This is a genomic window from Moorena sp. SIO4G3 (assembly GCF_010692305.1).
Lineage (GTDB): Bacteria > Cyanobacteriota > Cyanobacteriia > Cyanobacteriales > Coleofasciculaceae > Moorena > Moorena producens_A.
Window position 1 is genome coordinate 1 of sequence record NZ_JAAHIG010000714.1, and the last position, 1,623, is coordinate 1,623.

The window sequence follows — 1,623 nt, forward strand, 5'->3', positions numbered from 1 at the left end:
AGTTGCTGTTGCGGTCGATGCCCGGTATTATCCGGGGCACCTCCGTTCCAGAACCGTACGTGCGACTTTCACCGCATACGGCTCCTAAGTATCTTTTTGGCTCCAGTGTAATTGCTGGTGGCAGCTTTGATGGACAGCCATGAGGTTGTCTTCTTTCCAGTTGCCGTGATTTTCGTCGATGTGGTGGAGGTGTACTCTTTCTTCATCTATGAATTTCAGTCCGCAATGTCCACAGGAATGGTTTTGCCTGTCTAAAGCTTTTGAGGTAGCATTATCGTATAATTTGGAGTTCCTTTTGCTCCAGTAGACTAAGTCTCCGTCATATGGGGACTTAGTCCCTTTTACATTTACATGTTGGTTTTGTTCATATCCTACAGCTGGAAAGGCTTTCTTGCATAGTTCATTGGCTCTATACCGGTCTACTTTCTTTTCCTTTCGGAATTTACGGTTTGCGGTTTTATTCATAAACCATAAACTATCTCGGGAACTGCTCATGTCACAACTTTTGTGATAATTCCTCCACCCACGTACGATTGGTGCTAGTTTCTTGGCTTTAATTTCAGCTCCATAATTCGAGTTATTAACCACGGTTTTGATTTTCTTGCGTATATTCCGATGGTTTTCCTCTGAGGGAATACATCGGAATTTTCCGTTTTTCTGGACGCGGACTCTCCACCCCAGGAAGTCAAATCCGTCTGTCGTTTTGGTTAGCTTGGTCTTTTCTTCACTGATTTCCATCCCGCGTTCTGCTAAGAAGGCTTTGATTTTATTCAGTACCTTCTCGGCGTTATCTTTTAGCTTGAGGATTATTACCATGTCGTCGGCGTATCTGATGCTTCTGACTTTGGGGTTTATTTCCTCTATTCCGTTAAGTGCTATGTTGGCGAGGAGTGGGCTGACTACACCACCTTGGGGCGTTCCTTGCTCCCGGAATTCCGGATTGATGCCTGCTTTTAGACATCTGAATATCCCTATCTTCAGACCCGCAGGAGCTAGCAATCTATCCATAATGGAGTCGTGGGAGATGCGGTCGAAGCACTTCTTGATGTCTAGCTCGATTACTCTTTTCTTTATGCCATTTTTTACTGAGTTCAGGTTTTGGAATAGCATTTTTTGTGCGTCTTGGGCACATCTGCCAGTTCTGAATCCGTAGCTGTAGGCACTGAACGTAGCTTCGTGAGCTGGTTCGAGAGCGAATTTTGCTAGACACTGCCATGCTCTATCTTGGATTGTTGGTACTTTCAACATTCTCGTACTTCCGGAGACGAAACCTTAGAATAGGGCAGCCTTTATGGTTGGTCGGCTATGGGCAAAAGGGTCAAAACTTTATGATTAAGGCTGCCCTATTCTTGCGGTAACTTCTGACCGTTTTTCTTGGCTATTGGGATTTCCCTTAAGCCTTGGTGCGTCCAGTTTTCCGCACTAGATACTAGTTTTTTAAGTACCTCGAACCTTTCCTTGTAGGATAGGTGATGTTTCCCATCTATTCCGGCGGTTCTTTTTCCTCGATTGAGCTGAGTCACTTGTCGGATTGCCAAGAGTTGAGCTGACCGGGATTTCATTATCAGTTTCTGTAGAGACCTGGCTTTCCGTAGGTTTCCTTCTCGAACTGCTTTATAAACT

2 protein-coding genes are annotated in these 1,623 nt (G+C 44.9%); both read right to left on the reverse strand.

The features are described from left to right. Positions 1-84: 84 nt before the first annotated feature. Entirely contained in the window at positions 85-1,248 is a 1,164-nt protein-coding gene (locus tag F6J99_RS44850; protein ID WP_365975526.1) for a reverse transcriptase domain-containing protein, read from the reverse strand. Positions 1,249-1,343: 95 nt separating this feature from the next. Beyond that, a partial coding sequence (locus tag F6J99_RS44855) for a reverse transcriptase N-terminal domain-containing protein (RefSeq protein ID WP_365975528.1) occupies positions 1,344-1,623 on the reverse strand: 280 nt, incomplete at its 5' end.